The organism is Corynebacterium coyleae (genome assembly GCF_030408635.1).
In the GTDB taxonomy this organism is placed as follows: Bacteria; Actinomycetota; Actinomycetes; order Mycobacteriales; family Mycobacteriaceae; genus Corynebacterium; species Corynebacterium coyleae.
Map to the genome: position 1 here is coordinate 2,273,213 of NZ_CP047198.1, position 23,243 is coordinate 2,296,455.

General features: G+C 64.6%; 22 protein-coding genes, 1 tRNA gene and 1 riboswitch. Of the genes, 11 read left to right on the forward strand and 12 right to left on the reverse strand.

Annotation, left to right across the window (positions count from 1 at the left end; translation table 11 throughout):
• Nucleotides 1–297: 297 nt before the first annotated feature.
• The 3 genes from CCOY_RS10975 to dcd all read right to left on the reverse strand — a co-directional run bounded on the left by CCOY_RS10975 (nucleotide 298) and on the right by dcd (nucleotide 3,980).
• Nucleotides 298–1,833 carry an FMN-binding glutamate synthase family protein gene (locus tag CCOY_RS10975; protein ID WP_244268643.1) on the reverse strand — a complete coding sequence of 512 codons (1,536 nt, stop codon included), beginning with the start codon at nucleotides 1,831–1,833 and terminating at the stop codon, nucleotides 298–300.
• A 56-nt stretch (nucleotides 1,834–1,889) separates the two neighbouring features.
• Complete coding sequence (locus CCOY_RS10980) at nucleotides 1,890–3,218, reverse strand: UDP-glucose dehydrogenase family protein (protein ID WP_092102844.1); 1,329 nt, start codon at nucleotides 3,216–3,218, stop codon at nucleotides 1,890–1,892.
• 198 nt (nucleotides 3,219–3,416) lie between these two features.
• A complete protein-coding gene (gene dcd, locus CCOY_RS10985) occupies nucleotides 3,417–3,980 on the reverse strand; it encodes a dCTP deaminase (RefSeq protein ID WP_092100811.1) in 564 nt (187 codons plus the stop codon).
• A 61-nt stretch (nucleotides 3,981–4,041) separates the two neighbouring features.
• On the opposite strand from dcd, the gene CCOY_RS10990 reads away from it, so the two are divergent.
• Nucleotides 4,042–4,115, forward strand: a tRNA-Gly gene (locus CCOY_RS10990).
• A 26-nt stretch (nucleotides 4,116–4,141) separates the two neighbouring features.
• The gene (gene rhuM / locus CCOY_RS10995; protein WP_092100812.1) at nucleotides 4,142–5,224 is read left to right on the forward strand and encodes a RhuM family protein; all 1,083 of its coding nucleotides are present in this window, start codon (nucleotides 4,142–4,144) and stop codon (nucleotides 5,222–5,224) included.
• Nucleotides 5,225–5,229: 5 nt separating this feature from the next.
• On the opposite strand, the gene CCOY_RS11000 is transcribed toward rhuM, so the two are convergent.
• The 3 genes from CCOY_RS11000 to CCOY_RS11010 form a co-directional block, all read right to left on the reverse strand.
• The gene (locus CCOY_RS11000) at nucleotides 5,230–5,790 is read right to left on the reverse strand and encodes a hypothetical protein (protein ID WP_092100814.1); all 561 of its coding nucleotides are present in this window, start codon (nucleotides 5,788–5,790) and stop codon (nucleotides 5,230–5,232) included.
• 13 nt (nucleotides 5,791–5,803) lie between these two features.
• Nucleotides 5,804–5,925: riboswitch (SAM riboswitch) on the reverse strand.
• 58 nt (nucleotides 5,926–5,983) lie between these two features.
• Complete coding sequence (locus CCOY_RS11005) at nucleotides 5,984–7,555, reverse strand: VanW family protein (protein ID WP_092102847.1); 1,572 nt, start codon at nucleotides 7,553–7,555, stop codon at nucleotides 5,984–5,986.
• Between the two features lie 159 nt (nucleotides 7,556–7,714).
• A complete protein-coding gene (locus tag CCOY_RS11010; RefSeq protein WP_092100816.1) occupies nucleotides 7,715–8,914 on the reverse strand; it encodes a glycoside hydrolase family 3 N-terminal domain-containing protein in 1,200 nt (399 codons plus the stop codon).
• A 78-nt stretch (nucleotides 8,915–8,992) separates the two neighbouring features.
• Between CCOY_RS11010 and CCOY_RS11015 the strand changes: the two genes are divergently transcribed.
• Together CCOY_RS11015 and CCOY_RS11020 are read left to right on the forward strand one after the other, a co-directional pair.
• On the forward strand, nucleotides 8,993–9,199 hold the full coding sequence (locus tag CCOY_RS11015) for a DUF2613 domain-containing protein (RefSeq protein ID WP_070423351.1): 207 nt from the start codon (nucleotides 8,993–8,995) through the stop codon (nucleotides 9,197–9,199).
• A gap of 6 nt (nucleotides 9,200–9,205) precedes the next feature.
• Nucleotides 9,206–12,115, forward strand: a complete 2,910-nt coding sequence (locus CCOY_RS11020; RefSeq protein WP_092100820.1) for an alpha-(1->3)-arabinofuranosyltransferase domain-containing protein — start codon at nucleotides 9,206–9,208, stop codon at nucleotides 12,113–12,115.
• Here CCOY_RS11020 and CCOY_RS11025 read toward each other — a convergent pair.
• Nucleotides 12,022–13,059 carry an acyltransferase family protein gene (locus tag CCOY_RS11025; RefSeq protein ID WP_290180962.1) on the reverse strand — a complete coding sequence of 346 codons (1,038 nt, stop codon included), beginning with the start codon at nucleotides 13,057–13,059 and terminating at the stop codon, nucleotides 12,022–12,024. The genes CCOY_RS11020 and CCOY_RS11025 overlap by 94 nt on opposite strands.
• A 55-nt stretch (nucleotides 13,060–13,114) precedes the next feature.
• On the opposite strand from CCOY_RS11025, the gene CCOY_RS11030 reads away from it, so the two are divergent.
• From CCOY_RS11030 to CCOY_RS11045, 4 genes are all read left to right on the forward strand, one after another.
• Entirely contained in the window at nucleotides 13,115–13,762 is a 648-nt protein-coding gene (locus tag CCOY_RS11030; protein WP_092100822.1) for a porin PorA family protein, read from the forward strand.
• Entirely contained in the window at nucleotides 13,746–15,116 is a 1,371-nt protein-coding gene (locus CCOY_RS11035) for an MmpA family trehalose lipid delivery protein (protein WP_092100824.1), read from the forward strand. The genes CCOY_RS11030 and CCOY_RS11035 overlap by 17 nt, the downstream gene beginning before the upstream one ends.
• Nucleotides 15,117–15,221: 105 nt before the next feature.
• Nucleotides 15,222–15,464 (forward strand): three-helix bundle dimerization domain-containing protein, encoded by a 243-nt coding sequence (locus CCOY_RS11040; protein WP_244268645.1) that lies wholly within the window; start codon nucleotides 15,222–15,224, stop codon nucleotides 15,462–15,464.
• 340 nt (nucleotides 15,465–15,804) lie between these two features.
• On the forward strand, nucleotides 15,805–16,263 hold the full coding sequence (locus CCOY_RS11045) for a DIP1984 family protein (protein WP_092100826.1): 459 nt from the start codon (nucleotides 15,805–15,807) through the stop codon (nucleotides 16,261–16,263).
• Here CCOY_RS11045 and CCOY_RS11050 read toward each other — a convergent pair.
• The 3 genes from CCOY_RS11050 to CCOY_RS11060 are packed head-to-tail and all read right to left on the reverse strand — an operon-like array spanning nucleotide 16,250 to nucleotide 17,986.
• Nucleotides 16,250–17,314 carry a glycosyltransferase family 4 protein gene (locus tag CCOY_RS11050; RefSeq protein ID WP_092100828.1) on the reverse strand — a complete coding sequence of 355 codons (1,065 nt, stop codon included), beginning with the start codon at nucleotides 17,312–17,314 and terminating at the stop codon, nucleotides 16,250–16,252. The genes CCOY_RS11045 and CCOY_RS11050 overlap by 14 nt on opposite strands.
• Nucleotides 17,311–17,694 (reverse strand): type II toxin-antitoxin system VapC family toxin, encoded by a 384-nt coding sequence (locus CCOY_RS11055; protein ID WP_070423308.1) that lies wholly within the window; start codon nucleotides 17,692–17,694, stop codon nucleotides 17,311–17,313. The genes CCOY_RS11050 and CCOY_RS11055 overlap by 4 nt, the downstream gene beginning before the upstream one ends.
• Nucleotide 17,695: 1 nt before the next feature.
• A complete protein-coding gene (locus CCOY_RS11060; RefSeq protein WP_070453229.1) occupies nucleotides 17,696–17,986 on the reverse strand; it encodes a type II toxin-antitoxin system Phd/YefM family antitoxin in 291 nt (96 codons plus the stop codon).
• Nucleotides 17,987–18,030: 44 nt separating this feature from the next.
• On the opposite strand from CCOY_RS11060, the gene CCOY_RS11065 reads away from it, so the two are divergent.
• Nucleotides 18,031–18,771 (forward strand): class I SAM-dependent methyltransferase, encoded by a 741-nt coding sequence (locus CCOY_RS11065; protein ID WP_092100830.1) that lies wholly within the window; start codon nucleotides 18,031–18,033, stop codon nucleotides 18,769–18,771.
• On the opposite strand, the gene CCOY_RS11070 is transcribed toward CCOY_RS11065, so the two are convergent.
• Both CCOY_RS11070 and CCOY_RS11075 read right to left on the reverse strand, forming a co-directional pair.
• Nucleotides 18,768–19,562 carry an Abi family protein gene (locus tag CCOY_RS11070; protein ID WP_167594473.1) on the reverse strand — a complete coding sequence of 265 codons (795 nt, stop codon included), beginning with the start codon at nucleotides 19,560–19,562 and terminating at the stop codon, nucleotides 18,768–18,770. The genes CCOY_RS11065 and CCOY_RS11070 overlap by 4 nt on opposite strands.
• Nucleotides 19,563–19,679: 117 nt before the next feature.
• Entirely contained in the window at nucleotides 19,680–21,503 is a 1,824-nt protein-coding gene (locus tag CCOY_RS11075) for a phosphoenolpyruvate carboxykinase (GTP) (RefSeq protein ID WP_092100832.1), read from the reverse strand.
• 294 nt (nucleotides 21,504–21,797) lie between these two features.
• Between CCOY_RS11075 and trmB the strand changes: the two genes are divergently transcribed.
• Entirely contained in the window at nucleotides 21,798–22,568 is a 771-nt protein-coding gene (gene trmB / locus CCOY_RS11080) for a tRNA (guanosine(46)-N7)-methyltransferase TrmB (RefSeq protein WP_070423312.1), read from the forward strand.
• Complete coding sequence (locus tag CCOY_RS11085) at nucleotides 22,568–23,242, forward strand: NYN domain-containing protein (RefSeq protein ID WP_092100834.1); 675 nt, start codon at nucleotides 22,568–22,570, stop codon at nucleotides 23,240–23,242. The genes trmB and CCOY_RS11085 overlap by 1 nt, the downstream gene beginning before the upstream one ends.
• Nucleotide 23,243: the final 1 nt, after the last annotated feature.

A 23,243-nucleotide genomic window follows, 5' to 3' on the forward strand; every position in this document is an offset into this window, starting at 1 on the left:
GCCCCTGCAGCCCCCGCAAAATAGTTCCCGGCCGGGGAACTTTTTGGGCGTTTGCACCCCACCGCGGCGGTGTTTCCCCAGGTCGGCATCCCGGCGGGGTAAGAAAGTTCCCGGTTTCGCACTGAACCCGGGAACTATTTTGCACGCCCGCCTGCTACGGGCGTTGAGGCCCCGTCCCTGACAGATTCCACAAAATCTGTCAGGGTCGATTTCTGACCAGGCATGATGCCGGTCACTGACACATTCCGCCGTACTTTGTCAGCCGCGAGGGGTTGTTAACGGCAGACAGCAACCCAACTACACCGGGCGGAAGGTATCCGGCGAGGCGGCTTTCCAGTCGGCGGCCCAGGACGAGGGGGCGTCGTCAAGCAGTTGGCCTGGGCGCAGCCATTCGTAGATGGAGGCGTAGGAGCGGGACTCGGTTGGGGAGATGTTGCGGCGCAGCATGTCGGGGCGCAACTCAGACGGGTCGGTGACTCCCATGGAGGCCATGAGGCGCACGGCGGTGTTGACGGTGGTCTTGTGGTAGTTGTACACCGCCTGGGACTTGTCCTTGACCACAACGGCGCGGTTGCGGCGCGGGTCTTGGGTGGCCACGCCGGTGGGGCATTCGCCGGTGTGGCAGCGTTGTGCCTGGATGCAGCCGACGGCCATCATCATGGCGCGGGCGGAGTTGGTGTAGTCGGCGCCTTGGATCATGCGCATGACGATGTCGGAGCCGCCGGCGACTTTGCCGGATGCGCCGAGTTTGATTTGGTCGCGCAGGCCGGTGCCGACGAGTGCGTTGTGCACGGTCATCAGGCCGTGGGTCAGTGGCATGCCCATGTGGTCTTCGAAGTCGATGGGGGCGGCACCGGTGCCGCCTTCGGATCCGTCGACGACGATGAAGTCGGGTGCGGTGCCGACCTCGCGGATGGCCTTGCAAATGGCAAGTACTTCTCGACGACTCGACACACACAACTTGAACCCTGCCGGTTTACCGCCGGACAGTTCGCGCATCTTCGCGATGAACTCGATCAACTCGACAGGGGTGCTGAACACGCGGTGGGCTGCGGGGCTGATGCAGTCCTTGCCCATGGGCACGTCGCGGATTTCGGAGACTTCCTTGGTGATCTTGTCGGCTGGCAGCACGCCACCGATGCCTGGCTTGGCGCCCTGGCTGACTTTCAGTTCGACCATCTTGACCTGGTCGTCGGCGGCGCGGTCGCGGAACTTAGCGGGGTCGAAATCGCCGTCGTGGGTGCGGGCGCCGAAGTAGCCGGTACCCATTTGCCAGACGAGGTCGCCGCCGAATTCCTTGTGGTACGGGGAGACGCCGCCTTCGCCGGTGTTGTGGGCGAAGCCGCCCATGGCTGCGCCTTTGTTCAGTGCGCGCACGGCGTTTTTGGACAGGGAGCCGAAGCTCATGGAGGACACGTTCAGCATGGAGATGGAGTACGGCTGCGTGCAGTCCTTGCCGCCGATGAGGGTGCGGGGCGGTTCGGAGGGTTCGTCGACAGGCGAAAGAGTGTGTACGAGGTGTTCGTGGTTGGTGGCGTAGACGTCTTGGACGGTGCCGAAGGACGTTTCGCTTTGCATGCCCTTTGCGCGTTCGTAAATTGCGTTTCGCTGGTCGCGGTTGAAGGGGCGGCCGTCCCAGTCGCGCTCGATGAAGTATTGGCGCAGTTCGGGGCCGATATCGGTGAGCAGGGTGCGCATGTGCCCGAGTACGGGGTAGTTGCGCAGGACCGGGTTTTTGGTCTGAGTGAGGTCGTGGATGGCCACGCCGCCCAACGCCGCTGCGACGCTGCCGAGGGCGACCTTGGCAAAGTTTCCTGACTTGTCCTTAGGCATGCGCCCTATCATGCCTTAATGTTTTGTTGTTGTTGACAGGCACGCGGTTTCGTCGACTAGAGGGTGCGTCCGAGCGCCCGCATTTCCCATCCGGCGTTGCACCATTGTTGCACGTCCAGGACGTTTCGGGCGTCGATAAGCAATTGCTTTTCGACGACCCCAGCAACCCTCTCCGGATCCATCTCCCTAAACTGCCCCCATTCGGTGGCGAGGATGGTCAGCTCCGCGCCGCGCAGCGCCTCTTCGAGCGTGTCGGCATAATCGAGGGTTGGGAAGACCTTGCGGGCGTTGTCCATCGCCTGCGGGTCGAAGACGGTGACGTTCGCGCCGGCCAGGGAGAGTTGGCCCGCCACGGCGAGTGCCGGCGAATCGCGTACGTCATCGGAGTTTGGTTTGAACGCTGCACCGAGAACGGTGATGTTACGACCGATGAGACTGCCGAGCTCCACTCGTGCCAAATCGATTACGCGCTGTCGGCGGCGCATGTTGATGGCGTCAACCTCACGGAGGAAAGTCAGGGCCTGATCTGCTCCCACCTCGCCGGCGCGCGCCATGAACGCGCGAATATCTTTCGGCAAACAACCACCACCGAAGCCGAGGCCGGCGCCGAGGAATTTGCGGCCGATGCGGTCGTCGTAACCAATCGCGTCTGCGAGTTGGGTCACGTCCGCGCCGACGATCTCGCAGACCTCGCTCACCGCGTTGATAAACGAGATCTTCGTGGCCAAAAACGCGTTCGCCGACACCTTCACCAACTCCGCCGTCTGCAGGTCGGTGACGATAAACGGGGTGCCGTTGGCCAGCGGCGTCGCGTACACCTCGCGGGCGATTTCCTCCGCGTGGGAGTTCTCGCTGCGGTGTCCTAATACGATCCGGTCCGGCTCGATGGTGTCCTTGACGGCGTATCCCTCGCGCAGGAACTCCGGGTTCCAGGCGATCTCCACGGTCGCGCCTCGGCCGGCGCGACGAGTCAGATCGTCGGCGCGTTCCTGCAGCGCGGCGGCCGTGCCGACCGGGACCGTGGACTTGCCCAGGATGACGTGGTGGCCGTGCAGTTTGGGCACGAGGTCGTCGATAACCGCCTCGACAAAGCGCGTATCCGCCGCATACGACCCGCGCTGCTGCGGCGTGCCCACCCCGATGAAGTGCACGTTGGCGAAGTTGGCGGCCTCGTCGTATTTCGTCGTAAAGCTGAGGCGACCTGCGTCGATGTTGCGCTCCAGCACCTCCGGCAAACCCGGCTCGTAGAACGGCACCTTGGAGTTCTTCAGCGCCTCGATCTTGTGCTCATCCACGTCGACGCCGAGCACCTCGTGGCCCAACTCCGCCATGCACGCCGCATGCGTCGCGCCAAGATAACCAGTGCCGATCACAGTCAGTCGCATGGTGGCCATTATGCCGTGGCGGTGTTGGCACTGCAGGGCGACGCGGTGGCGGGGTTGATCGTCTAGTTCCCTCGGCAGGCTGCTAGACGATTCGCACCGTATTGCAAACCATCTTCAACATGACCTGGGGAAACGCAGACAAGGCGGGCGGATCGTCTAGCAGTTCGGACCGTCTAGCTAGACGATGCACCACCAGCCCTACTGAAAGTTCAGATACGCCTTCGACGGTGTCGGGCCGCGCTGGCCCTGGTACTTCGAGCCGAGCGCACCCGAGCCGTACGGAGTGTCAGCCGGGGAGGTCATCTTGAACAGCGCGAGCTGGCCGACCTTCATGCCAGGCCACAGCGTGATCGGCAGGTTGGCCACGTTAGACAGTTCCAGCGTGATGTGTCCGGAGAAGCCCGGGTCGATGAAGCCCGCGGTGGAGTGGGTCAGCAGACCCAGGCGGCCCAGCGAGGACTTGCCCTCGAGGCGACCGGCCAGGTCCGCGGGCAGCGTGAAGCATTCCAGCGTGGAGGCGAGGACGAACTCGCCGGGGTGGAGGACGAACGCGTCGTCGTCGGAAACCTCGACGAGCGTTGTCAGGTCCGGCATTTCCAGCTTCGGATCGATATGCGTGTACTTCGAGTTATTAAAGACTCGGAAGAACCTATCCAGGCGCACGTCAACCGAACTCGGTTGGACCATCGACGGATCGAACGGGTCAATGCCAAGGTGGCCGGAGTCAATGGATTCGCGAATGTCGTGATCTGAAAGCAGCACGACACAGAGTGTACTTCCCGTTTTTGGGCCTCGACTAAGCGGTGCTAAAGTCGTGAAAGCTGCCGGCGTAGTTTAGTGGTAGAACATCAGCTTCCCAAGCTGAGAGTGCGGGTTCGATTCCCGTCGCCGGCTCCAAGGCACTGGTTATTTTTGGGGGCGAAATGGATCAGCGGACGGTCAAATTAGACTCGACGGATCACGGCGAGTTTGTCATCTACCAGACCGAGGACGGATTAACGGAAGTCCATCTGCGAGTTGTCGACAAATCAGTATGGATGACTCAAAGTGAAGTCGCAGATCTCTTTGATATATCTCCGGCAAGCGTGAGCATTCACCTCAAGAATATCTACGCCGAAAACGAGCTGAGCAGGGATCGAACTATTAAAGAAATTCAAATAGTTCGATCTGAAGGAGATCGCGATGTTTCGCGAACACTCAAACATTACAATCTGGATGCGATTGTTGCTGTCGGCTACCGAGTTAAAGGACCAAGAGGAAATCAGTTCCGACGCTGGGCCAGTGAAATACTCCAGGAGTATTTGAGAAAAGGTTTCGTCCTCAACGACGAAAAGCTCAAAGACCCCCGCGGAACCGATTATTTCGACGAGCTACTCGCGCGAATCCGGGATATTCGATCCTCCGAAGCTCGCCTCTACCTCAGACTACGAGACATTGTCGCGCTTGCTACGGACTACAACAAAGATAGTCCCAAAACACGCGGGATTTTCAGCTGGATTCAGGACAAACTCCATTACGCAGTTACCGGTCAAACTGCTTCAGAAATCATTGCGACACGTTGCGACCCCGGAGCCGACAACCTGGGGTTATCCACTTTCAAGGGGAAAGTGGTACGGAAAGGTGATGTAACCACCGCAAAAAACTATCTAACAAATTCCGAGCTCACCACACTCAACCTGCTAGTTTCCCAGTTTTTGGAATATGCAGACCTCCAGACTCGTATGAGAAGCCCTATCTACATGAAGGATTGGTTGGAGAATACCGATTCGTTTATTGAATTCAATGGCTTCGAGCCGTTGAAGGATCGCGGAAGAATCTCGCGCGAAGAGGCCAACAGACTAGCCAAAGAACGCTACGAGCTATTTAATGCTGGTCGGGAATCCGACAATCTAGCCGAAGCTGACGCAAAACTGGTCGAGACCATGAAGCAGATTGACCGCCGGATTCTTGCAGACCGAGCCCGTTTAACACCCCGCGTAACAGACATCCCGGACGAGGAGTCTTAAACCCCTCACGCTTTCGTCGTGCACGCCGTGACGGGCTGATCGGACAGCAGGATGGCGCGGTAGCCACCACCATCAACCGTGTAGCGCAGGATCTTCCAGTCTGGGTTGTATTCCTGCGCGAGTGCGAGGTCTTCGGGGTTGTGGTTGTGGGCGGTGATGGTGTCGTCGCCAAGTGGTGTGCTCACGCGGAATGTGAGCGTGGTGCCGTCGTGGGCGAGGATGTCGATGGGGAACCAGCAGAATTTTTGGTTCATGGCGCGCAGCACGGGGATGTAGTGCTGGTTGTGGCCGCGGGTGCGTTGGTCGCATTCGCGGTAGGTGCAGGTGCGGCGGGTGGCGGGGCGTTTGGGGAAGGGGACGGCGTCGTCGCCAACGCGTACGGCGGCGGCGCTTGGCGAGTAGTCGAATGTCGCGCCGGTGTTGGCGACGAATTCGTGGCCCTGCGCAGCGCTATCAAACTTTGCGACGACCACCTCACCCGTCTCATCAAGCGTAAACGCAAAGGTCAGCCCGTCCATGCTGCTGAGGGTGGCTGGGGTCCAGTCGGTGGGCATGCCAAAAGACATGGTGCTCCTTGAAATATCGCTCTTCCGGCGCGGCGGTTGCGCGTGCCGGCGGATCTTCCCTCGGGAGCACCGTGCGCGATGAGCGCGGTTGCTAATCGACGAGCCGAGGGGCCTTATCCGTCAGATTTCTTGATCCAAAACGACACAATATAGACCAAGCGGTCTAGTGTCAAGTGGTGCGGCACCCGCTCCCCTACCCGCAGCGGACGATGGGCTGCGGGTCGTAGACGGTGGTCTGGGTTTCACGGGAGAGTTCGTTGCCGGCGAGGTCGTAGATAATGCGGGTATCCGAGGTGGTGAACCCGGGTGCGCCGCCGGACGGCGAGCAGTTCGGGCCGGACACGTTGACCGGCTGCGGGCTGGTCTGGGCCCAGCGGCCGCCGTTGATGGACTGCACGTTGACCGTATTCACGCCCATGAGGCTGACGGTGAGTTGGCCGCCGCCGACGTTGGTGGCGATGCGCACCGGGTAGGGGCTGTCGTTGCGGAACTGCAGGTCGATGGCGCCTTCGTACACGGTGGCTTCGCGGCCGGCCGGGTAACGGGAGATGTAGTAGGAGTGCGGGGTGTGGGCGACGTCGGTCATGCCGGCGAAGTAGGCCGCGTTGTACAGGGTGGTGGCGAACTGGGAGATGCCGCCGCCGACGGCGGTGTCGGCACGCCCGTTGAGGATGATGCCGGATTCGACGTAGCCCTGGGCGGTGCCGCGGGGGCCGGTGTAGCCGTTGAGGGAGAACGTCTCCCCCGGGTTCACAATCGCGCCGTTGACGGTGTTGGCTACCAGGGCGATGTTGGTGCCCGAAGCACCCGAGTAGCCGCCGGTGGTAAACGAGCCGACCACTTCGTTGAAGGTGGCGTTGTTCGCTTCTTCGGTGGTGAAGTCCGCGGGTACCGGCTTGTAGTCGGCGTCCCAGGAACGCCCCTTGGAACCGAGGACGCGGTCGTTGAAGCCGGCGAGGGTTTTTCCCCAGTCCACAGCGGTGCCGTCGACGGAGGGTTCGACGCCGCCGCCGGTGAGCACGCGGGCGTTTTGCATCTCCACTTCGGTCTCGGCGAGCTGCTCGGCCAGGATGGCCTGCGCTGCCTCGACGTTCACATTCGGGGCGATCTTGCCATCGACGTTGGGGAAGCTGACCACCTCGCCAAGCCGCTCCTGTGGGATGGCGGCCTTGTGATCATCGCGACCGGTCACGGTCAGCGGGCCGTCCAAAGCGGCACGCACGGGGCCGTCCATGGCGGCGCTCATCACAGCGTCGTCGATCGCCGGCGGCACGGAGGTCGGCTCCACATCGATGCCGTCCGGGTTGAGCCAGCCGGTGGTGGTCTCCTCGCGCAGCAGGTCGCGCTCCACCTTCTGGCCGTTGATCGGCTTGGTGGTCTCGGCCTTGCCGGCTTCGACGCGGATGGTGCCGTCGGTGGGGTCGAAGTGCAGTTCGTCGCTGATGCGGTCGAGGGTGCGGTTCAGGGCGGTGTCGTCGATAAGCGGAACCGCGTCGACCTCGTGGGTGGTGAACAGGCCGCGCAGGCGCGAGATCGGGTTGGCGGTTTCGATGCCGGCGGCGTCCACGGTGGCCTGGTAGTCGATGTCCAGGCCGGACTTCGCAGGCACGAAAGTGGAGGTCTTGTCGCCGGCGCGGACCTCGACGGTCTTGTCAGCAGCGCTGCCGAGTTCGCCCTCGAGCTTGGCGCGCGCCTCGTCGGGTTTCATCGCACCGATGTTCACGCCGCCGACGGTGGTGCCGCGCGGGACGTTGCCGCGGTGCATCGCCAGATCCGCCAGGTACACAGCAAGCGCGATGGCGAGGATGCCGAGCAGCACACCGAGCGCGATCTTGCCGCCGCGTCCCTTGCCACTCGCCTTGTGCGAGGTTGCCTTCACCGTAGTCACCCAAACAAGGGTAATGCAGATGTTTGAAAAAGCGGGTTAGAGGTTGTCGTCGATAAGCAATTGCTGCACGCGGGTGGCTGCCTCATCGATGCGGTCTTCGGCGATGTAGCCGTTGTTCACGCACCACACGACGTGGTCGATGATGGCGGGCAGATCCTTACCCGTGGACCACAGCGCCTGGTCGGCGCCGGAGGCGATGGCGCGGGCGACGGCGTCGCGGGTGGGCGCGTAATCGAGGATGCCGCGCATGCCGGATAAGTCATCGGTGACCACGACCCCGTTGAAGGGCACTCCGCCGGGGTAGTCGCCCTCGCGCAGCACGCGGTAGGCCTCGGGGTTCATGGAGCTGGGCACGCCGTCGGGGCCAAGGCCCGGCACGATCATGTGGCCCATCATGACGCTAGAGCGCGGGAACTGCTTCAGCAGCGGGCCGTAGGGGCGCATGTCTAGGTCGCGGACCTGGTTCAGCGGCGGGGTGACGGCGAGTTGGTGGTGCGTGTCGCCGGAGGCGCGCCCGTGGCCGGGGAAGTGTTTGAACGTGGGCGTGACCTGGGCGTCGGTGAGCCCCTGGGAGAACAGCGTGGCCACCCGCACGACTTCGGCCGGGTCGCCGTGGAAGGCGCGGTCGCCCACAACGTCCAGGTCGGCCACGTCAAGGTCGAGCAGCGGCGCGTAATCCACGTTGATGCCGTGCGCGCGCAGGGAGCGGCCGATGTCCCACCCGGTGCCCCGGATGACCTCCGGCGGGGTGCCGGCCAGCGCACGCGGCGGCATGAACTCGCCGAGCACGTTCGTGTGGCGCTGCACCCGGCCGCCCTCAAAATCGATGGCGACAACAAACGGCCGCTCGTACTGTTCCCGCAGCGCATTGATGTTGCGGCCCGGTTCAGTGAGCAGCCGCGGGTCCGCCCAACTCGGAATGATCAGCCCGCCGACACCCTGGTCGAGCGCCACCCGCGCCTGCTCATAGTTCGCCACGCCAACCACCATCAGCGACGCCACCCGCGCCCGCAGGTCCTCGGGCACGCGTTGTTGCGCGGGGCTGAACAGCGCAGGAGCTTCTTGCGTATCGACGACCCCACCCTCCGGCACCGCGGACGACGCCGTCACCGTCTCCGGCGCCGGCGTGGGTTCAGGCGCGGGTTCGGGCTCGGGGGCACTACACGCGGCAAGCCCAACGCACGCCGCGAGCGCAATGGTGTGCGCGGCGCGTGCGGCGAAGGCTCGATTCCGCATGTGACTGACCCCTTTGTGGCCCCTTTGTGGCGTGTAAAAACGCCCCTACTCTACTCGCTGCTGGTAGCCTTTTCCGACATGTCCCATACCGTTGACCTCCCCGAGCCGCTGAAGCGCCACGCCGCGTCCCCTGTCGTGGCGAGCGCCGTCGTTGGCATTGTGCTCGGTGTGGTTGGTGTGCTCGGTATTGCGGCAGCGTCGGGCCAGTCGACGGTGCCGGATAATACGGCCGTTTCCGCTGATGATGCGGTGCTTGGCGGGCCGGAGTACGGCTCGCGGAAGTAGGGCTGGGTGGGGTCGTCGAGAAGCGCCCATGCTCTTGGGTGGCTAGTTCTGACCCTGCTTACGCTGGCACAGCCGCCGGGGCAGGTTGCGGCTGACACCAAGTTTGATCTGGTTGCCAACCCGGCGCGGTTTTTGGCGCGGGCCACGCATGCGTATACGGATGAGTTTCCGCTGGGGCAGGTGCAGAACCAGGCGTATGGGTATCTGTTTCCGCAGGGTGCGTTTTTCTGGCTGTTTGGGTGGTTGCCGGATTGGTTGACGCAGCGTGCGTGGTGGGCGTTGTTGCTGGGTGTGGCGTATTCGGGCACGTTAGTGCTGGCGCGGCGCATCGGTATCCGGGGCACGTGGCCGCCGGTGTGTGCGGCGTTGCTGTACGCGTTGAGCCCACGGATTTTGACGACGCTGACGGCGATCTCTTCGGAAGCCTGGCCGGTGGCGCTTGTGCCGTGGACGTTGGTGCCGCTGGTGCAGCGTCGCCCGCAGGTGGCGCCGGCGGTGGTGGCGGTGGCGTGCATGGGTGCGGTCAACGCAACGGCGACCATTGCGGCGTGCCTGTCAGCGTTTGTGCTGCTGGTGGCGCTGCGCCGCTTCCGCGAGGCCGCACGCTTCACGCTGGGTGCGATGTTGGTGTCGGCATGGTGGATCGGCCCGCTTCTGGTGCTGGGCATGTATTCGCCGCCGTTTACAGACTTCATCGAGTCCGCGCGTGTGACCACCGCGTGGCTCAACCCGGTGGAGATCCTGCGCGGCACCACCAGTTGGACTCCGTTTGTGGACACCGAGCGCGCCGCCGGTCACCTGTTGGTTGCGGAGCCGGTGTTCATCATCGCCACCTGCCTGATCGCCGCGTTCGGCCTGGCGGGCCTGGCGCGGCGCGACATGCCGTGGCGCTTCCCGCTGCTTGCGGTGTTTGTGGTGGGGTTTGTGGTGTTGGGGTCGTCGCCAATGTTTGCATCGCTTTACGACGACACCCTCACCCCACTGCGCAACCTCCACAAGTTCGACCCGCTGGTCCGGCTTCCGTTGGTGCTCGGGGTGGGGTTTGTGGCATCGCAGGTGCGTCGCCCGCAGGTGGTTGGGGTGGCGTTGGCGGCTGCGGTGGCTCTCGCGCCCGCGTGGTCGCTGCGCCTGCTGCCGGAGGGCACCTGGTCGGAGGTTTCCGAGGACTGGGTGGCGGCCGGTTCGTGGTTGGAGGAGCACGCCGCGGGCACGCGCACGTTGGTGGTGCCGGCATCGTCCTTTGCGCGCCAGCATTGGGGGTGGACACGCGACGAACCGATCCAGGCCCTGACCAGCACGCGCTTTGCGTTTAGGGATGCGGTGCCACTGGTGAACCCGGAGGCGATTCGTGGGCTGGACGGGCAGGTGGCGGTCGCAGATAAGCAGGCGCTTCGCTCCATCGGCGTGGGCGCGGTGGTGGTGCGCCGCGACCTCGAGCGCCAGCCCGTCACGCCGAACCTGGGCGAGCCGGACGCGAGCTTCGGGGAGGTGGATATCTTCCTGTTGGACCCACACGCGGACATCATGGACACCGACCGCGCGCCGATTGCCGTCGACGGCGGCGGTGAGGTCCTCGCGCTGTTGTGGCGCGAACTCGGTTACTTCCCGGCGCGCCTGACCGGCGAGAACCCGGACATCGTCACCGATACCCCGGCTCTGGCGGTGCGCAACTACGGCACCATCCACGGGCAATCGGGCCACCTTGCCGACGAATCCGAGGACACCACCGTGCGCAACCGCGTGAAGGACTACCCGTCCGCCGGCACGCGTGTTGGGGTGGTGGCGGATGGGCAGGTGCGGGCGTCGTCCTCACGCGCGGACGCCGGCGCTTTCGGTGGTCCGGTGCCCGCGAACTCGCTGACCGCAGCCTTCGACGGCCTGCACGAGACCGCCTGGTGGCCCGCGCCGGGCGACCGCAACGCGTGGATCGAGTTTCAGACTCAGCAGCCTCAGATTTCGCTCACCGCCACCGCGGACACCACCGTGCAACTCTGCGACGGGCACGACAATTGCCGCGACGTCACCCTGGTCAAGGACCAGCCGCGCACCATCACGCGCGGCGGCGCCACCCGCCTGGAACTGACCGAACCGGTGGGCATCCGCGAACTCGACGCCGGCATCCGCCGCATCGTGGAGGTCCCCGGCACCGCCGACCGCTACTTCTTCCAACGCCGTTTCCCCGACACCGACGTGATCCAGCGCCGCTTCACCACCGCCGTGGACAGTGAGTGGGAACTCTCTCAACCGGCGACAATCGACGGCGAGCGCCACGCCGGCCGCGTGTTCCTCGCGGCCGGTACGCACGAGATTGTCACCCGCGCCGAAACCGTCATGCTCTCGCGCGCCCCGCTGCCCAACCACACCGGCGAGCGCATGATCCTGACCACCCGCGCGTTCAACGAAGGTCTGCGCGCCACCCTCGGCGGCGTCCCGCTCGAGCCCATGCGTATCGACGCCAACGCCCAGGCCTTCCGCGTCCCCTCCGACGCCGCCAGCACGCCCGCCGCCGAGTTCGACATGTTCTTCACCGGCGACGGCGCCTACCGGTACTCGCTCGTCGCCGGCACCCTGCTGAGCCTGCTGGTCACCGCCCGGTGCCTGTGGGTGCCGTGGCGCCGCTTCGAACGCTTCACACCCCCGCCCGGCGCGAACTGGCTGCCAGGCCTGGCCGTCATCGCCGCAGCTCCCCTGCCCGGCGCGGCCGCCGTGGTACTCGCGTGGGTGGTGCGCCGCTTCACCGTGATCCCGATGCCGCACCTGGCCGCCGCCACCATGACTGTGTGTGGCCTCGTGCTTGCACGTGCGCCCTGGCCGGCGGCGAACTACGCGGGCTCGTCCACCTTCCTCATCCTCGCCGCCTGCTTCGCCGTGGCCTGCCTGACCAGCCGCGCGCCGGGGACTTCCACCAGTTCGTAGGAGATGTAGGAAACGGCGGTGCTCAGCAGGGTGGTCGCGGCAAAAATCAGCAGAAAGTGCCCCGAAAACATGGGCACGCCGAGCATGGGGAACACGAAGTACAGCACCGCCATGTGCCACAAAAACACCGAGTAGGACCAGTGGCCGAGCGTGCGCATACTTTTCGACGACAGCACCGTCCCCTCAAACCTCTGCCCCAGCGCAAAGGGCGCCACGAGCAGGGCGGCGAACACCGCGCCGAGGACTATCCGCACGTTGAACTCCAGCGGGCTCGGGTGCTCCAGGCCGCGCGGGCCGATCACGCCCGCCGCCCACGCCACCGGCAACGCCAGCAGCACAAACGGCCAGCGGGGGCCCGCGTAGCGCACCCCGGCGCGCTCTACCTCGGCGAGCACCAACCCGACGGCGAACCACAGCACATACGACGGCGGCCAGATCTGCAGGTTCAGCACCGCCGGGTCCGCAATGCCCGAGACCGCCCACGGCCACACGAACCCGAGTGCCACCGCGACCGACAGCGCCACGTACCGGCCCCGCGCGCCCAGCCGCAGGTACAGCGGCAGCACGATGTAGAAGGCGACTTCGATGCACAGTGACCACATTTGGGTGAGGCCGTCGATAAGCGCGTGCGGCACATAAACCTGCACCAACAGCACATTCGCCACCACCTGCGTTGCGCTGACCCCCGCGAGCGGCGGCAGCGCAAGCAGCACCACCGCCACGCACACCACGTACGCCGGCACCAGGCGGGCAACGCGCCGCGAGTAGTAGCCCGGGCGCATCCCGCCGCGCGCGAGCAAAAACGCCGAGAGGGCGAAAAACACCGCCACGAAGTAGTCAAAGCGCTCCAACACCGCCGAGCCGGTCCCCGTCTGAAACGCGACGTGCGTGGCCACAATGCCGTACGCGGCCACGGCGCGCAGGCCGTCGAGCTCGGGCAACACAGCGGGTCTTGGATTCACGATGGGCAAAGTCTAGTCGCCCGGTAGGGTTAGGCGGGTGAACCTGCGTCGTCGATTAGCCATCTGCCTGGGCATCATTGTCGTCTGCGCCGCGCTCAACATCGCCTCCCCCATCGTGATTGCAAAGCAGCGCACCCTGCAGCCCGGCGAGAGCATCATGCTTTTCGACGACGCCCGCTCCCGCACCGTCACCCTCACCAAACAGCCCAAATCCGTGCTGGCCGAGGTGGCCATCGACGGCGATGTCGTAGACAGTTTTCTCATCGACCCCTCCACCGCCTTCCCCGCCAAAGGCCGCGCCGGGCTCGGCCCGCTGCTGCCCTACCAGCCGGAACGGCGCACCTACCCACTGTTCGACACCACCTCCGGCCAAGACGTGCCGATGGATTATGTCGGCCCCGGCAACGTGCGCGGCATGCAGACCTATAAGTACGCCGCGACACTTTCCGACGGGTGTGTGCGCACCGTCGACGCGGAACGCCGCACCGGCCGCATCCTCGACGAGATCTGGGACTGCCCGCCCGAGCAGTGGGTGCTTGCGGAGGAGACCAAGGCAGCAGCTGTCGACGCCGCGCGCCGCGACGTGGCCTGGCTGCGTGGCCTGCAAGTCATGGCGGTGCTCACCCGCTTCATCGCGGCCGCGGCATTCATTGCTGGCCTGGTGGCCTATGCGCGCCGCCGCTAAAAGGTGGTGGGCGCCGGTCTATGGCGCCCTGCTGGTTCTGGCGCTGACCTGGCCGTTTCTTGTCCCCGGCGAGGCGTTCGCGCTGCGGGACATGATGGTCTTCGACGCGATGGAACTCACCCGCGCCTCGTTGGGGTGGGGTGACCTGCCCGCCCGCAACGTCCCCCAAGACGCCCTGCTTGGCGTCCTGCCGTATCCGGTGTTGTTCCTGCGTGTGTTCATGGTGTCCGCCGCCGCGGCCGCCGCGTGGGCGGGGTGGAAACTCGGCCGCACCCCGCTGGGCCAGGCGGCGGCGATGACGGTGGCGGTATGGAACCCGTTCGTCGTAGAACGGCTGCTGCAGGGACAGTGGTCGCTTGCCGCCGCGGCCTGGCTGCTGCCCCTGGTGGCGTTGGGGGTGCACCCGATGTCCGGGCTTGCGCACTGGCTGGCGTCACTGACACCGACCGGCGCCATCGCCGCCGCGTGCGTGGCCCGCAGCCCTCTGACCACCGCGCTGACCTGCGCGCCGTGGGTCGTCGCAGGCATCTTCGCCGGGGCGGGCGGCACCTCCTCGGCCGTCTCCGCCGAGGTGTTCGCCCCGCGCGCCGAAGGGCTCACGGGCACCCTCGGCGCGCTGCTGGGCCTTGGCGGAATCTGGAACGCTCACGCCGTGCCCGCCTCCCGCGAGGCCGGCTTCGCCCTGTTCGGCATCGCGCTGTTCGTGCTGCTCGCGCTGGCCTGGCGCGAGGTGCCCCGCCGCCTACTCGTGCTCGCCGGGGTCGGCTTCTGCATCGCGCTCGCATCTTGGGCGGGCCTGCTGGGGCCGGTGGTCGCGCATGTCCCCGGGGCCGGCCTGCTTCGCGACAGCCAAAAGTGGCTCATCCTCACCATCCCCGCCCTGGTCACCGCCGCCGGCGCATTAAGCGCCCGCCGCGCCCTCGCCGCCGCCACCTTCGCGCTCCTGCAGGTCCCCGACGCGCCCGTCGCCGTCGCCGCACTCACCCCCACCACCGTCGAGATCCCCGCCATCAACCACCACGGCCGCGACGTCCTCTTTGAATCCCGCCCGACGCTCACGCTTATCGACGACCACCCCACCGTCGACCCCGCCCCCAAAGCCATGAACGTGGTCGAATCCGGCGCGCTGACCGTCGACGGTGTCGTTGTGGACGCTCCATCACCACGCTGGGTCGCCGCCCAAGCGGCCATCGACGACACCGATGCGCTGCGCGAGATGGGTATCGGGGTGGTGGTGCGTTCGGATGGGCGGGTCGTCGATACGCAAGCGCCCGCGAACCCGCTGCCACCTGCGGGGATCGCACTGTTCGCACTGTGGCTCGCGGTGCCAGCAACGCTGCGCCGCAACCGATAGTTGGAACCTCCCATGATTGAAAGCTTGCATGAATTGTGTCGCGCGGTTAAAGTGAACTCCAGATGAACAAAAGGTTACGCACCGCAGAATCAAGGAGGTATAGCCGTGGCCAACAACAACATCGATTTCAGCATCATCCGCGAGCGCGCCCTGCGTAACATCCGCGAGGACCTGCTCGTCGAGTTCGCCGGACAGTACGACGCACTCGAGATCAACGACGCCTTCGACGCCGTCGTCCGCGCACACAAGCGCACCGCAACCGTCGAAGACTTCATCCCCGTCCTCGTCGAAGCAGAAATGCGCGACCGACTCCGCGACGGCGAACTCTTCCCACAGGCCGCCGCATAACTCACAGCAAAACCCAACGCCCAACCCCTTTGCAGCGGTTGGGCATTTTGCTATGTTCGACACCTAACACTGTCGGTAGCGAAAGCACACCGGCACCCAGCGAACGTCAACCCCACGCGCCCGGGGAAAAGGGAGCACACACCGGCGCCTTGTGGCCGTATCAAGGCTGAAGCGGTTCGATTCCGCTCACACGCACAACGCATGCGGCCTGCACGACGCACACGGGCACAACCCCCACCACAGGGTTGCACCGAGCACGATTTACTACCGCGACGTTGGGGGTGACCCGGACACTTTCGTGAGGGTTGGGAACGGGGACAGAACTTTCAAGGAGGCACACATGCTGCTCGCAGAAGCACTCGCACGCCGCGCCGAGGCGCAAGACCGCCTGAACAAACTGCAGGAACGCCTGGTCCAGGGCGCGCTGATGCAGGAGGGCGACACCCCGCCGGAGGACCCGGCGGACATGCTCGAGGAAGTCGCCGCGCTGCTGCAGGAGATCGAAACGCTGGTGCGCCGCATCAACCACACCAACGCGAAGACCGCCTTCGAGGGCGCGACGCTTACCGACGCCATCGCGCGCCGCGACGCCCTACTGCGCTCCCGCCGCCTCTACGCCGCGGTCGCCGACGCTGCAACGATTTCAAACGCCCGCTACTCGCGCTCCGAAGTACGCTTCGTGCCCACCGTGGACGTCAAGGCGCTTCGCGACATGGCCGATAGCGCCTCCAAGGCCTACCGCGAACTGGACACCAAGATCCAGCAACTCAACTGGACCACACAGCTCATCGAGGTGTAACGAGCTCCACGAGCACCGCCGCGAACCTGCGGCCGGTCTCCTCCCACGAAAAGCGCTGCGCCCACCGCCTGGCATTGCCCGCCAGCCCGGCGCGGCGCTCAAGTGTTTCGCGGGTAACGTCGGCGAAATCTTCGCCCGACTGCACGAGCCGGCCGGTTTCGCCATCACGAATCGAATCCGCCACCCCGCCCGCCGACGCGTACGCCACCGTGGGCACCCCATGCTGCGCTGCCTCAATCACTGCAATACCCCAGCCTTCCTTCCGCGACGGCAACAGGTGCACATCCGCGCGTTCCAGCAGCGCGTGCTTGTACGGCTCGGAGACGTGCCCGTGGAACACCACGTCGCCGCGCCCCTGCGCGTAGGCCCGCAGCTCGTCTTCCCACCAACCGGAGCCGACCACGTCCAGCACCGCACCCGGGATGCGCGCCGCCGCGTCGATCGCTTCCTCGATCCGCTTGTGCGGCACCAGCCGAGAGAGGGTGAGGAGGTGGGTGCGGTGGTCGTCGTAAAGCGAGGGCACATGCGCAGGCACCGGATCCACGCCATTCTCCACGATCTCGATGTCACCCTCGCGCACGCCAAGCGCCACCAAATCGCTTCTCGACGCCTCCGACACCGTCACATACCGCGCCCCCCGATACACCCGCGGCGCCACCTTCGACTCCAAAAACCACCCCAACCAGCCAATGACCGGACCAGCCACCGGCCACTGCTCCTTATGACAATGGTGCGTCAGCAACACCACCGGCCTACGCGTAAACAGCCGGGCGAAAAACGGAATACCGTTCTGCGTATCCACCACCACATCCGGCCGGTTACGCCAGAGAGACAACGGCGCCGCCAAATACACGCTGAACTTCCCGCCGGCACGCTCGTAGCGCACCCCGTTTCGGCGTGACCGCCGCGGCGCATCCGTATGCTTCGCCGTCCGATACACCACCTCGTGGCCCTGCTCGGCCAAGTACTCCCCAACGCGCTCGAGATAGCGCTCCGAACCGCCGCCCTGCGGGTGGGTGGAGTCGCGCCAACACAACAACAACACCTTCACGGCGCAATGACCTCGAGCCCAACTTCACGGGCGGCCTCGGCGAGCCTGTCGTCGTACGTCAACACCGCATCCGCCTCCACATCCAACGCAGCCTGTAAGTGAATCGCATCCAACGTACGCAAATACGGCATCGGCAACATACTCGCAGCCCGCAGCGTCCCCCGGCCAAGTTCCGCGATCGAAATTCCCCGCAAGATCATCGTAGCCTCCCCCTGCGGCCGGCCGAGGCGCACCGCCAAGCGCCGCAGCTCAATCTCCAACAAGTCCGACGACACCACCTCGTATTCGCCTGCCTCGAGCCACAGCCGCATCGCGTGCGTGTGCGGCTCCAACTTGAGCAGACAGCCCATCGCCGACGTGTCGGCGTACACCCTGCGCATGTCAGTACCTGTCCGCGCGCATATCGTCGAGCGCATCCGCCAGCGACTCGCCCTCCACCTGCGGTACCGGAAGGTCGAGCCAACCACCCACCCGGGTCGCCGGACGGGTAATGGCCAGGCGTGGCTGCGGGTCGTCGAGAGGCATCAGGCGCCCGACCGGCTCGCCGTTATTCGTCACCACGAAACTGCGCCCTGCACGCACCTCACGCAGGATCTTCGCCGAATCATTGCGCAGCTCGCGCTGGGAGATCCTGCGCTCCACCAGCGATTCGTCCCATTCCGGATGTGCCATACGCCGAAGCGTAGCACGGTTGCTACAGTGCTAACATTGCGCGAATGCACCACACCCGCCGGATGGCCACGCTCCGCCGCTCACTGCGGCTACTGCGCTCGTTTTCCTACGAGCAGTTCCGCCCGCGCGTGTTCTACTCCTCCCTGGCGCGCGATACGCGCATGCTTATCGACGCCCTCGCCAACGACCTTTCCCTACCCCCCATCACCAACCACTCCGTCCTCGACGTCGGCGGCGGACCCGGCTACTTCGCCGAAGCATTCGCAGACTGCTTCTACGTCGGTCTAGAGCCCAGCGTGTCCGAGCTGTCCGCCGCCGGCCTGTCCGGGTTTGGCTCCGTACGCGGCGACGGCGCAGCCCTGCCATTTGCCGACGACTCCTTCGACGTCGTGTACTCCTCCAACGTCGCCGAGCACATCCCGAACTGGCAGACCATGGGCGAAGAAATGCTACGCGTAGCCAAACCCGGCGGGCTTGTGGTGCTCAGCTACACGGTGTGGCTCGGGCCATTCGGCGGGCACGAGACAGGCCTGTGGCAGCACTACGTAGGCGGGGAGTACGCGCGTCGTCGATACGCAAAAGTGCACGGGCACGAACCGAAGAACCGCTTCGGCGAAACACTCTTCGCCGTCTCCGCACGCGAAGGCCTCGAATGGGCCGAAGCCACCGGACGCCTCGCCGCCGCCTTCCCCCGCTACCACCCAGCGTGGGCGTGGTGGGTCACCCGCGTGCCGGTGCTGCGCGAGTTCGCCGTCTCAAACCTCGTCCTCGTCCTGCGCGGCTAATACTGGGGCCTCAACAGCAGAGTGCGCTGTATTCGATCCATCTTCTTCATCACACCGAGTGTTTGGGGAGACATTGCATGCGCCAAGGCATACATGTCCGTCAACCGTTCCTGGTGGTCAACGTTAAGAATCTGTTCCTGGTGGCTTACACGGTTCCGGAGCCGACGCAACTGTTCTAAAGCAACCGCCACCGCATACCCATCCTCAACTTGGGCGGGAACTGGAGGTGAAATGCTCGAGCGGTGCCTTTCAACAAGCTTCGATGTCAACCCTGGGAAACCACTCACCAGTGCATGAATCCAAAGATTCTCTTTTGCTGAAAATCCTGTCGCGAAATCCGCACGATTGGCCGGCGGATGCAACGGGAAAAGAGCACTTAGATTCCCAAACGAGAGCTGCGAAACCCTGTCATCCAATGTCACCGGAGCCTTAAATCGGGGATGATTCCGAGGTCTGCGCCGAGCGCTACGTTCCGCTGCATTCCGTGCATCCGTTGCCATGCGCTCCACTACTTTTCTAAGTGGACGAGCCGGGTTCTCAAGCCAATCTTCAGTACTGCTTTGCGCTTGGTTCCACGACCTTAAAGATGCGTCAATACGATTTCTCAGCACAGGCTCGAAGACCGAAAGCGCCTCATACCAAGCCGAAGCAATTGCACTTTGCCACAGATACAAGGATTGAACTGAGCGATCAGAGATGCTGTCCGCGCTTCTCCCAGTCTCTCCCACAATAACCATGCGGTATGACCGAACACGAGCGTCACTCAATCCCCCAAGCATTTCACCCACCATGCCGTGAGCATAACAAAATGCCCGCCTCGCGGCGGGCATCCTGCAAAATTAACAACAGATCTTGTCTGAAGTTTTCCACGGGCGATGTTACAGCATCACCCGTGGGCGGGCAAGGGGTTACTTCGCGGCGTGGATGCGCTCGTCGAGCTTCTTCAACTGGTCGAAGATCTCCTGCGGGATGCGGGAGCCGAGGCTCTCGAGGTAACGGCGGGAATCCGCGACGTCTTCCTTCCACAGTTCCGGATCGGCGGTGAGTGCCTCGCGGATGTCCTCGATCGGGGTGTCCAGGCCTTCGAGGTCCAGGTCCTCGGCGCGGGCGGTGTAGCCAACGACGGACTCTTCGGCCTCGACGTTGCCCTCAATGCGGTCGATGACCCACTTGAGCACACGAGAGTTCTCGCCAAAGCCCGGCCACAGGAAGCGGCCGTCCTCGCCGCGGCGGAACCAGTTGACCAGGAAGATCGACGGCATGCGGTCGCCGCCCTTCTTGCCCATGTCGAGCCAGTGCTGGAAGTAGTCGCCCACGTTGTAGCCCATGAACGGCAGCATCGCCATCGGGTCGTGGCGCAGGGAGCCGACGTTCGCCTCGACAGAGGCTGCGGTCTGGCCGGAGGAGAGCATCGCGCCGATCATGGTGCCATGCTCCCAGTCGTGCGCCTGGGTGACCAGCGGGACGGTGTCGGGGCGGCGGCCACCGAAGAGGATGGCGTCGATCTTCACGCCCTGCCAGTCGTCGAACTCCGGTGCTGCGGACGGGCACTGCTCGATAGCGACGCAGTAGCGGGAGTTCGGGTGGGCGGCCTTGCTGGTGGACTCCGGGGTCCAGTCCTCGCCACGCCAGTCGATCAGGTGCGCAGGCTTTTCGCCGTCCATGTCTTCCCACCAGACGTCGCCGTCGTCGGTAAGAGCAACGTTGGTGAACAGCACATTGCCCGGCTCCATGCTCTTCATGGCGATCGGGTTAGAGGCGTAGTTGGTGCCCGGGGCGACGCCGAAGAAGCCGTTCTCCGGGTTGACGGCGTAGAGGCCGTCTTCGCGCAGCTTCATCCACGCGATGTCGTCGCCAACAACCTCGGCCTCCCAGCCCGGCAGGGTCGGGGTGAGCATGGCCAGGTTGGTCTTGCCGCAAGCGGACGGGAATGCAGCGGCAACGTGGTACTTCTTGCCCTCCGGGTTGGTGAGCTTCAGGATGAGCATGTGCTCAGCCATCCAGCCCTCTTCCTTCCCCATCACAGATGCGATGCGCAGGGCGTAGCACTTCTTGGCCAGGATGGCGTTGCCGCCGTAGCCGGAGCCGTAGGACCAGATTTCCTTGGTCTCTGGGAACTGGGAAATGTACTTCGTGTCGTTGCACGGCCAGGCCACGTCTTCCTGGCCCGGCTCGAGCGGGGCGCCAACGGAGTGGAGGCAGTGGACGAACTTGTCGCCTTGGATCTTCTCCAGCGCCTGGGTGCCCATGCGGGTCATGATGCGCATGGACATAACCACGTAAGCGGAGTCGGTGAGCTGCACGCCGAGCTTCGGGTCCGGGTCGGAGATCGGGCCCATGCAGAACGGGACAACGTACATGGTGCGGCCACGCATGGATCCGGCGAAGTGCTCGAGCATTTCTTCCTTGAGCGCTTCGGGCTTCATCCAGTTGTTGGTCGGGCCGGCATCTTCTTCGTTTTCGGTGGCGATGAAGGTGCGGGACTCGACGCGGGCGACGTCGGAGGGGTTGGAGCGCGCCAGGTAGGAGTTGGGGCGCTTTTCCTCGTTGAGTTTGATGAGCGTGCCGGCGGTGACGAGTTCGTCGGCCAGGCGGTTCCATTCCTCGTCGGAGCCGTCTGCGAAGACCACCTTCTCCGGCTCAAACAGGTCGACGGCTTCGTTAATCCAGTCGATGAGGTGTTCGTTGTCGGTGGGCGCTTGGCCCTCCAGGCGCTTGACTTCGGCGGTCATGTGCACTCCTTGTGTAACTGGTTATTGCCAGTGCGTGGCGCACGGCAACCCCAATAATCGTTGCGTTTTGTCCCAAGAGTATCGAAATGTGTGTTCTTCAAGCCAAACCTTGGGCACTTCCACAGCATAGTGGATATAACCAGTACGCCCGAGCACTCATAATACTTTGGGCGGGGGTAACGCGCTACCCCCGACAGGGGTGCATGCGTATCGACGACACGGGGGTGACAACCCGGCCCCTCACCCCTCGCCGGGACACTTGCGTTTGACCTGTTCATATGGACAATAAACACGATGAATAATTCTGAAAACACGCGGTCGGGCACGGGCGAGTTGCCCGCTGGCCGCCCATTGCAAACTGATTTTGAAACCGGTCTGGACTACCCGCGCCTGGGCTCCGTGACCTTTCGCCGCGGCACGCTGACCGATAACCAGGAGGCTCTGTTCAACGAGCATTGGCCGCGCCTGGGCAAGGTGCTGGCGGAGGGCTCGGACGAGCGCATTGATATCGACGGCTGGTTTGGCCGCGCCGGCCACCCCACCATCGTGGAGATCGGCTCCGGCACCGGCACGTCCACCGCGGCGATGGCCCCGCTCGAGGCGGACACCAATGTGGTTGCCGTGGAGCTGTACAAGCCGGGGTTGGCGAAGTTGCTGGGCGCGGTGGTGCGCGGCGGCATCGACAACATTCGTATGGTGCGCGGCGACGGCGTGGAGGTGCTGGCCCGCATGTTCGGCGAGGAATCCCTCGACGGCGTGCGCATCTTCTTCCCGGACCCGTGGCCGAAGGCGCGCCACCACAAGCGCCGCATCATCCAGTCCGGCACCCTCAACCTCATTGCCACGCGCCTGAAGCCGGGCGGCGTGCTGCACGTGGCCACCGACCACGCCGACTACGCCGAGTGGATCGACGAACTGGTCAATGTGGAGCCGATGCTGGAGTACAAGGGCTGGCCGTGGGACGAGGCGCCGATGCTGACGGACCGCCAGGTGATCACCAAGTTCGAAGGCAAAGGCCTGGACAAGGATCACGTGATCCGCGAGTACCTGTGGGAGAAGAAGTAATGGACCTGCAGGCAATGACCCACCCCTACACCCCGGGTGCGCCGGCCGGTCCGGATAGCTACCTGCTGGTGTGGGACGCCCCGAACCTTGACATGGGCCTCGGCGCCATCCTGGGTGGTCGCCCGACTGCAGCGCACCGCCCGCGTTTCGACGCCATCGGCCGCTGGCTCATCGACCTTGCCGCCGACCGCTCCGACGAACTCGGCTACGACGTCGAGCCGGAAGCCACCGTGTTCACCAACGTCTCCCCCGCCGGCGCCGACTCGATCCGCCCGTGGGTGGAAGCGCTGCGCAACGTCGGTTTCGCCGTCTTTGCTAAGCCGAAGAGCGAGGAAGACTCGGATGTGGACGGTGACATGATCGACCACATAGAGCGTCGTCGTAAAGAAGGCGTGCTCCAAGGCGTTGTCGTCGCATCCGCAGACGGACAGAACTTCCAAGAACTCCTGCAAGAACTTATCGACGACAACATCCCCGTCACCGTCCTCGGCTTCCACGAACACGCCTCCTGGGCCGTGAACTCCCCCGACGTCACCTTCGTGGACCTCGAAGACATCCCGGGCGTGTTCCAAAACCCACTGCCGCGCGTCCACCTGGACAAACTGCCGGACGAGGGCGCCTGGCTGCAGCCGTTCCGCCCGCTCAAGGCGCTTGTGCACAACCCGAAAGACTAGG